Here is an 8621-nt window from a genome sequence, read left to right as displayed (position 1 = left end):
CGCATGAACAGTGAACTCATTTCTGCAGAGACAGATGTCGATCACATGCATCTGCTGATCTCCATGCCACCTGATGTGGCACCTGTAAAACTCATCAACTCGTTAAAATCACAGCTTTCCAAAGAAGTGAGAAATACATATAGGACTCATATAGAAAAGTATCTGTGGGGAGATTCACCCTTCTGGAGTGCAAGTTACTTTTGTGCAACTACCGGAAGCGTTTCTCTTGATACTGTTAAGAAATACATTGAAGATCAGCGAACAGAAGAACACAAACGCAAATACACTTAAGTAGATATGGGGATTACTCCCCATATCCCTCTTCAGAACCGTACGTGCGCTATTAACGCATACGGCTCCTCACATTCCTTTCCTCCACATTACCGATAATACAGACTCACACGTGTGCGTGGTTCGGCAAGTGGAAAAGTTCTAAGCAAGCCGTTAAAGAAAGTTTCGTGGTTGTAACTTTTCTTTTGGCTCCTTCTATTCAGATATTTAAACAGATACCAAGTAGTCTGCCTGAGAAACCTTTTGCATTCAGCTATGTTGTCAGTAACACCATAATACTGATAATGACCACGTAGTTTCTCATTGATTTTCCCAAATATCCATTCCAAGGGCATATGGTTGTGAAGTTTGATCCATTCCTTCATCGCCCTTATCTTGCCTCGGAGTTTCTTCCTGCTTGTTTTAACTTTGCATCGAAAGAACGTCCTTTGCGTGTTCATGCTGCAATAAAAAAGTAAATCCGAGAAAGTCAAATGTCTCCGGCTTTCCCAGTCCACGCTCTGCCCTCTTTCTTGCCGCATATCTGCCGAATTCAAGTATCTTGGTCTTTTCTTCAGCAAGCGTCAGTCCATATTTCTCAAAGCGTTTCCTTAGTGCTTTGACAAACCATTCAGCATCATTAGGATACTGAAAGCAACAGATGAAATCGTCGGCATATCTGACAATGTAGCATTCTCCATGGCTTTGTCTCCGCATTACCACGTCAAACCAGTTGTCCAGAACATAGTGAAGGAAGATATTTGCAAGCACAGGGCTTGCTCCATTTCCTTGCGGCGTTCCTTCGATAGTATCATAGTAAATGCCGTTATCCATGATGCCAGCGTCAAGAAACCTCTTTATTATATCAAGGAATCTCTTATCAGCTATGTCATGTTCCAGCATCTTTATCAGCCATTCATGAGAAACATGGTCAAAGAAGCCTTTTATATCAGCTTCCACAACCCAACTTGTTTTGTAAAGTTGTATATCCTTCACTACCTCCCTGACTGCCATATGACAGCTTCTGTTTGGTCTGAATCCATAGCTGAAATTATAAAACTTCGGTTCATAGACCATAGTGAGTATTTCGGCAATTACAGCCTCTACAAGCTTATCCTCATAGCTCGATATACCAAGCGGTCTCATTATGCCTTTTCCGTCCTTGGGGATATATACCCTTCTGGATGGTTGTGGCTTGTATGCACCTCTTTTCATGCGGTCAACAAGACTAATCAGATTTTGTTCCAGATTCGCACTATATTCGTCTTTAGTAACTTTGTCGACTCCTACAGCTTTCTTGCCATTCATCCTCTTATGAACTGCTTTGAGCGTGTCCACATTGATGTATGAGGCTAGATTCTGGACTCTTCTGTCCGTCCTGTCTGCCTTATCGATATTGCGTTGTATCTCAGTTAATTCAGCTAACATGTTGTTCAGCTCTCCATTGTCTGCATGAATGCCTCTTTAACTGAGGCGAAATGCGTGTGTCCCTTCCCTCTGACCGCTTTCACAGCCCTCAACAGTACTATGAACACATCGGACTTCCTATCACCCTTTGAAACGTCTTGAACTCTTTCTGCTCTTGATTTTGTCTACCTTTTCATCTTTCGATGTAAGGAGGTGATAGGATCTCAGCTGTTCCGCTTATATACTTATCATTGACCTCGCCAACTCCTAGTGACCGGGGGATGTCACCTTTCGCTTGCTATTATCGCTCAGGTGATGTTGTCTGCGACCTTTTAAAGAGCCTCGACCAATTCCGACACATTAACTTCCATTTCCCAGCTCAATAAGTTCACTTGCGTTTCGGCTCTGTCACTCCCTGCATTACGCTTAGTCCTTATGTTACCAGCTCGGACCCAAATGCTCGGTACGGGTGGATAGCCAGTCCTTACCCGATAGGTTTTACCTACTGTATATAAAGCAGCTTCTCAACAAGCACGGCGCCCCGTGCTCGCTGAGGAAAATCATCCGCTACGCGGCTGATTTTCTCAGCTCGCACTTAAGACGGGGAAATACAAAAAGAAAAGCTAGTGCGATTCATCCCACAACCGATTTCATCGGAAGGGGGTTTCTCGCACGATGTTTATAAGGCTTTTTTCCTGGTAACTAGCATGAGCAAAACTCCAATTGCACATCCTATAGTGCTTCCTATCAGGCATCTGTTTATATCTGCAATATACGGGTCACCAGCTTTTGCGATTAGTCGCATAAACAGAAACAGGGCACCTGTCATAATTCCTACAACTACCAAAACTATTCCTGCAGAATAAATATCACTCCAAAGCTCTACGATGCCATTTTTCTTAAAGTAGGCACGCAAATATAAAATAAATGCCCTGTAATGAATTACTGTTAAGACTGATCCAAGAATTGCACCGGCTCCTAAAATAGTTGCCTTAAAGTTATTATCCCCGATACTTTTATATGCAATAACCCCAATGGTAACAGATAATATGGGCATCATTATAATGCCCCACAAAATAGAAAACCAACGCTGTTTCTCGTTCATACATGCTCCCCATAAAACACAAAATCTATATAATTATACCATCTACGCTGGAGTCATGCAGCATTATCCTGTTCCTGATCCAGATTTTCACTTGAATCAGTGTCTGCGGCATCATCACTTATTTCTGTGTCTACCGCATCGCTTGTTCCTGTGTATGCAGCATCATCCTGATTCTGACTATCGCCTGCTCCTGTGTCTGGGGCACCGGCTGGTTCTACGTACTGAATGTCTGCTCTTTTTATAGAATCAGGATATATCTCAAGAAAATCTTTTTTCATGGAAACAGGAACATAGCCCATTTCTGCATAATCCGCGGATTTCTCTTCCCAATTTTGCTTACCCCACTCTCTTACATCGTCATCTGCAACAACCATGTAAGCCTCTGAAGGGTAGGGATTTCTTTTATCCAAGGCATAGTTCATCATACTGGTATCACTGCCACTGTTTCCAAAGGCAAGAACCGGATACTGGCCTATTTCTCTTTCTATCCAGATTGTTTTGTTGGAATTTAAGTTCTTTTGAATGAAGCCGCCTGTAAATACCAGGTCATCGCCATCAGAGTACTTATAGTCCATGTTTGAAGAAACGTCTTCATAGCCTTTTTGCTTGACTTCAAACTCGGTGCCAATGACATGGGCTGGAGACACGTACTCACTAATTGGAGAATTAGCAACAAGAGCCCTTGTGGTGGTACGCTCAGTTCCACTGACTACATAGATAGTAAAATCATTGTCATAAAGGTACTTAACCACCTCAACCATGGGCAAATAGAAGCCATCAGCATAACGCATGTTATCAAAACTATCTGTCTTCTTCTGACCAAACTCTACTGCGTAATCATACAGCTCTTTTATTGTCATTCCCGCATAAGCCTTGGCAAAATTTCTGGCTAGTTCTTCTCCTGCTGTGTATCCTGGCTTTATTTCAGCAGCTGCGGTTTTTAATTCATCTGATACCCTTTCAGGGTGATCTATAAGACAATAATTTATGAACATCATGGTATCGAAATAAGTGTAATAAGTTTCGCAGGTCAGCGTTCCATCCATGTCAAAAACAGCTATTCTGTCCTTAACCGGAATGAAATTCTCCGCATCCTTTTCATTAGTAACCTTGGTCACATAGTTTCTAAGGCTCTCTGCAGCATTAGAATCAGGCGCCCAATACTTTGAAAGTGCCTTTTCTTCCTTTTTTCCGCACCCTGAAATGCAGATAATACCCATTAGAAATGCAAATACCAGGGCAAGTGTAAGTTTCCGATAGTTACTTGATCTTTTCATAGTAAACCTCCCTTGTTTTTTTCAACAAATAAAAGTTTACCATATATCGTTTACCAAGAGACACTTTTGTAGCCCTGGATTTAATTAAAAAAGAATAAACTACGCAACATATCCTGGGCCCTACATGTTAATATAGTAAAATACGCGTATGCGAGGTCATAATATGAAAAAAAGTAAGTATTTAACATGCGCCATGTCTTTGGCGCTATTGATAACAGGTTGTAGCTTGTATGGCAACAATATTCCAGAAGAAGGAACAAGTAGCGTTACTGTGCAGGGAAAAGATTCAGAAAAGCCGACAGAAGAAAATGCTCAACCGCCAAAGGAAACTGCTCCAAAGGCAATAGATAGTCCCGAAGTAAAGGCCTATAAAGACTTTTTGACAGAAAACTATAATGATGAAGAACTAAGCGTTGCGTTGGTTCATCTGGATGAAGATGATGTCTATGAACTGGCGCTTATGCACGAAAAAGAAACAACTCCTAATGTATATCTTTACGGATACCAGGAAGGCGAAGTTGTTTCTCTGGAAATTGAAGTTTTCCCATTTTATGGTGATTCTGGAGATTTCTTTTATCTAGATAAAGCTAACTGCTTTTTCTATGGATATTTTTCATCAAACGACGAAGAAGTTGTAACCACAGAATTTGTTTTTTCAATGAAGGAAGGAAAGCCGGCACTTGATCATACCCTTTGCGCCAAGACCAGGTATGACTCGGATGATACAACATATTATATTGATGACAAAGAAGTGACCAAACAAGAATTTGATGATTTTAATGACGAACACTCCCTGAGCGAATTTGACCCGGTAAGCGTTACCTGTGTAATTGATGAATATTGTGCCAAACTAAGCGGAATGGGAGATGCAGATGAGCTTGAAGAGGCACTTTCAAGAGACTATAGAGTTGTGTATTTTTCAAGAGAAACTGAGATAATGGAGCCTGCCCTTAAGCCTGCGATTTATCTTTATCCTGAACAAGATAATAGCAGCATCAATGTAAACCTTGATATTGACGGTTATTACACAGAGCTGATTCCCGAATTCAACACAAATAATGGCTGGAGTGTTACAGCAGATAGAAACGGCGATATCAGGCTTGATGGCACAACCTATGACTACTTGTTCTGGGAAGCCATGCTAAAAACAGAATACACTTTTGACGAAGGATTCTGTGTGAAGGGCGAAGACACCAGAGAATTTCTGGAAAGTACCCTGACCACCTGCGGACTCAATGCCAAAGAGAAAGAACAGTTTATCGAATATTGGCTTCCAAAAATGGAGAACAATGCCTACAATGTCATAAGTTTCCAGAAGGCCGCCTATACTGATCATGCTGGGCTCAAGGCAAATCCTGCCCCTGACACAACCATCAGGGTATTCATGGCCTTTTATGCAAGTGATGAGTACGTTGATATAAAAAAGCAGACTATTATCACTCCCACCCGATCCGGTTTTACTCTTGTTGAATGGGGCGGAAGTGAAATTCAGTAGCCTGCAAGTGGCCCATAGGGGAACCTAGGGGCCGGAGTCATATGACCATTTTTATCTGGTTACAATTGAGTACTTCAGGAGTTATCCTGCTCATCTGATAATGGCTGACCTGTTATCGGATCAAACTTTGGAACTACGTTTTGAGGCTGAACAATGGGTTCCCCTGTCTTTGGATCGAATTTAGGAACTACATTTTGAGACTGAGCAGGCGCCTGCTGAACCGGTGCCTGTTGAACCGGTGCTTGTACAGGCTGAGGCTGCCCCATAGGATTCTTATAAATATCCCCTTTGACCTCTCCTGGCATCTTGGCATTTATCTCAATAATATTTCTAAGCTGAAGAATCGCAATCATCAAAAGTTCATATACAATTCTGCAGATTATGGGTCCTATAAACATAGTTAAAAGACCTGTAAGAAAATTGCTCGATGAACTATATCTTCCTGTCCTACTGAACATCAGGAAGAATCCGCTGCAAATACACGATGTAGTGGCAAATACAAAGAAAAACCTTACAATCGCCTCTACTATAAGGTACCTCATAAGAAAATAATCTCTCACAACCTTAAAAAAGCCTGTAAATTTCCCTTCTTTCCCCGCCGGCAAAATGTACGCACAAATAAAAATAGTAACCAAAAATGCCAACGCCGATCCTATAGAAGTAGCTACTGTTGAACTCATAAATAACTCCTTTCTTAACCTAACAGTGTAGTTGTGCTTCATCCATACTTCTCTAAAATGGTCTTTTATTTTCGCTCACGATATTATCATTATATCGTTTTTAGCTTTTTCGTTTCAAGTTCTCACAAAGTGCACTAAAGTAATCTTTTCCAGTTGAACCTACTTGTCTCCCATCATCTTTTTATAATAATCTGACTCCGTTGTTGCATCAAAGCCATCAAGCAAGTATTCTTCCGGAATATACTTTGAAGCTTGCACTATAAATTCCTCATTTCCTCATTTCCTCAATTCCCTTATACGTTCCTTGAGGGCATTATGAAGACGGGATCTTTTAAGATGAAATTCTTCGAGATTCGGCACTCCGACCCTTGGTGTGAATTTGCTGATACCCAGAATAATTCTCTTCTGGTTTAAAGACATTCTCTCAACATAGTCTTTAACATACAGATCGTACCTCTGCTGAGCCTTTTCGTTAAACTCCTGATGCATTTTTTCAACATCCTTAAGAAGGGCTGAAAGACTAGCTTCAGTAAGGGCGAAGTCCGCGCCAAAAATAGCGGCAAAGATAATTGCCAGGATTTCATATACTATTCCTGGTACGACTGCGTGAATTCCCTGGATTGCAGGGATAAGAAACCTGACTATAGCCACACCAGCAAGGCCAAAGGCTATACTTACAGGAACACAGATTCTTCCGTTTATATTAAAAGGCAGTCTGCTATAGTCCCACCATCTGGCATGAAATCTTTTCTCAAGAACCCAGGAAGTGGTATACTCTGCCACTGCACTTCCTATATAACATATTATAAATATCCCCCAGATTGGAAAATCTGGGGAAGACAAAAAGTCAAAAAAGCTAAATAGCGCTGATGTTGCTACAACGCATGAGCCGTATATTGGACATATTGGGCCAAAAAGAAATCCTCTGTCAGCCCACTTTTTCTCATTGATAGAACAATAGATGGACTCCCATATCCAGCCCAAAAAGCTGTAAAAAATAAACTCAACAAAATACTGTGCTATAACCATTTCTATTCTCTCGCCATTTTAGATTCTTGTTTGTGCTTGTACATAGCCTCATCTGCACGCTTAAATACGTCATTCATGCATTTATCTACAGCACTGTCAAAAACAGCAACTCCAATTGCAGAGGAATATCGCTCCCAAGGTTCTTTGGACTCATCCTTAGAAGTCTCTTCGTAGGCTAGCTTCAGCTCTTCTATGAGCTTATCCTTATCATCATAATCCCTGTTTTCCATCAGAACTACGAACTCATCACCGCCTATTCTGAATACTGGTGAGTGATCAAAAATCACGCAGATTATGTGACATGCTCCAAAGATATAGTCATTTCCGTGCTCATGTCCATAATTATCATTAATCTTTTTTAGGTTATTAAGGTCAGCCATCAAAATAGCAAATCGAGCCTTACCAGCTTCTATATCAGCATTGACGCGTTCCTCAATCTTGTCATACCAGGCTTTGTTCTTGACATGAGTAAGGGCATCCTGATAAGCCAACATATCCATGTGAGTTACCTGATTCTTCATATCCCGCACTCTATCTTCTGCTGCAATGATATTTCTTACATAATTTCTCATGTCAATCGACATAAGATTTACTGCATTAGAAAGAGATTCTACCTCGTTTTTGGTATGGATATGGGGATCATCATAGCTTAATAAATCCGGATTAGTCTGTTCATGACTTCGTTCAGCAAAAGAGACAACGCTTTTCTCCAGTCTCACCAAAGGTTCCGTGATATTCCTGTTCATCCACAGTATAAAAAGCGTTACAAACATAATACCAAGCACGACTATAAGTATAACATTAAAAACAGTGTAAGTCTTTATAGCTCTCTGAACATCGTCTACCTCAATGTCGACACAGAGCGCAGCAAAGTGCTCACCATCAGCATTTATCAGAGGTTTAAGCGCCGTGTAATCATAGCCCCAGGAACTAAAATTCTTGAAATAGCTGATCTCATCCATATCAAGATGCTGTTGGTACAGTTCCAAAGTCTCCCTATCATATACATCTTCCAGGACGAATCCCAGATAATAGCCATCAGGATCGGTTTCTCTTCCGATAGCTGTATCCGCAGAAATAACATTCATCATCACCATTCTGTCATCCTCAAGTACAGGCCTGACAATATAGAGGTAATGAATGTTAAAGTCTTCCATGATAGAATCCATAAATGCCATAAGGGCAGTAAATTTCTCGGATTCTTCGCCACTTTCAACGCACTCTGACAAGTCCTCAACATCAATGTGGCTATCTACATAATTCAGGATATCCAGCATACGTCTGTTGTAGGACTGGTAAATAGAGGTCGTGTAGGTTGAATACATTATTATGCTCAGAACAAAGCACAGCAATGCTAT

Annotated in this window: 9 protein-coding genes; 2 read left to right on the top strand and 7 right to left on the bottom strand. The window is 41.0% G+C overall.

The genetic code is table 11. The annotated features are described in order from the left end of the window. The coding region (gene tnpA, locus G631_RS0115255; protein ID WP_026490179.1) for an IS200/IS605 family transposase at window positions 1–291 on the top strand (291 nt) is incomplete at its 5' end. An 89-nt stretch (window positions 292–380) separates the two neighbouring features. Here tnpA and G631_RS21600 read toward each other — a convergent pair. From G631_RS21600 to G631_RS19455, 4 genes are all read right to left on the bottom strand, one after another. Next, complete coding sequence (locus tag G631_RS21600) at window positions 381–626, bottom strand: group II intron maturase-specific domain-containing protein (RefSeq protein WP_242829112.1); 246 nt, start codon at window positions 624–626, stop codon at window positions 381–383. Between the two features lie 67 nt (window positions 627–693). Then, window positions 694–1698, bottom strand: a complete 1005-nt coding sequence (gene ltrA / locus G631_RS20775) for a group II intron reverse transcriptase/maturase (protein WP_196803886.1) — start codon at window positions 1696–1698, stop codon at window positions 694–696. Between the two features lie 658 nt (window positions 1699–2356). Beyond that, window positions 2357–2782 carry a hypothetical protein gene (locus G631_RS0115245; protein ID WP_026490178.1) on the bottom strand — a complete coding sequence of 142 codons (426 nt, stop codon included), beginning with the start codon at window positions 2780–2782 and terminating at the stop codon, window positions 2357–2359. A gap of 53 nt (window positions 2783–2835) precedes the next feature. Further along, entirely contained in the window at window positions 2836–4059 is a 1224-nt protein-coding gene (locus G631_RS19455) for an HAD family hydrolase (RefSeq protein ID WP_051197313.1), read from the bottom strand. 163 nt (window positions 4060–4222) lie between these two features. On the opposite strand from G631_RS19455, the gene G631_RS21435 reads away from it, so the two are divergent. Next, on the top strand, window positions 4223–5554 hold the full coding sequence (locus tag G631_RS21435; RefSeq protein WP_155833945.1) for a hypothetical protein: 1332 nt from the start codon (window positions 4223–4225) through the stop codon (window positions 5552–5554). A gap of 74 nt (window positions 5555–5628) precedes the next feature. Here G631_RS21435 and G631_RS0115230 read toward each other — a convergent pair whose 3' ends face one another. From G631_RS0115230 to G631_RS0115215, 3 genes are all read right to left on the bottom strand, one after another. Continuing rightward, on the bottom strand, window positions 5629–6234 hold the full coding sequence (locus G631_RS0115230) for a hypothetical protein (protein ID WP_155833944.1): 606 nt from the start codon (window positions 6232–6234) through the stop codon (window positions 5629–5631). Between the two features lie 276 nt (window positions 6235–6510). Continuing rightward, window positions 6511–7263 carry a putative ABC transporter permease gene (locus tag G631_RS19445; RefSeq protein ID WP_035789892.1) on the bottom strand — a complete coding sequence of 251 codons (753 nt, stop codon included), beginning with the start codon at window positions 7261–7263 and terminating at the stop codon, window positions 6511–6513. A 2-nt stretch (window positions 7264–7265) separates the two neighbouring features. Next, entirely contained in the window at window positions 7266–8588 is a 1323-nt protein-coding gene (locus G631_RS0115215; protein ID WP_207637879.1) for a GGDEF domain-containing protein, read from the bottom strand. Between the last annotated feature and the right edge of the window lie 33 nt (window positions 8589–8621).

This window comes from Butyrivibrio sp. XBB1001 (genome assembly GCF_000424505.1).
Lineage (GTDB): Bacteria > Bacillota > Clostridia > Lachnospirales > Lachnospiraceae > Butyrivibrio.
This window is presented reverse-complemented; position numbering and strand designations above follow the sequence as displayed.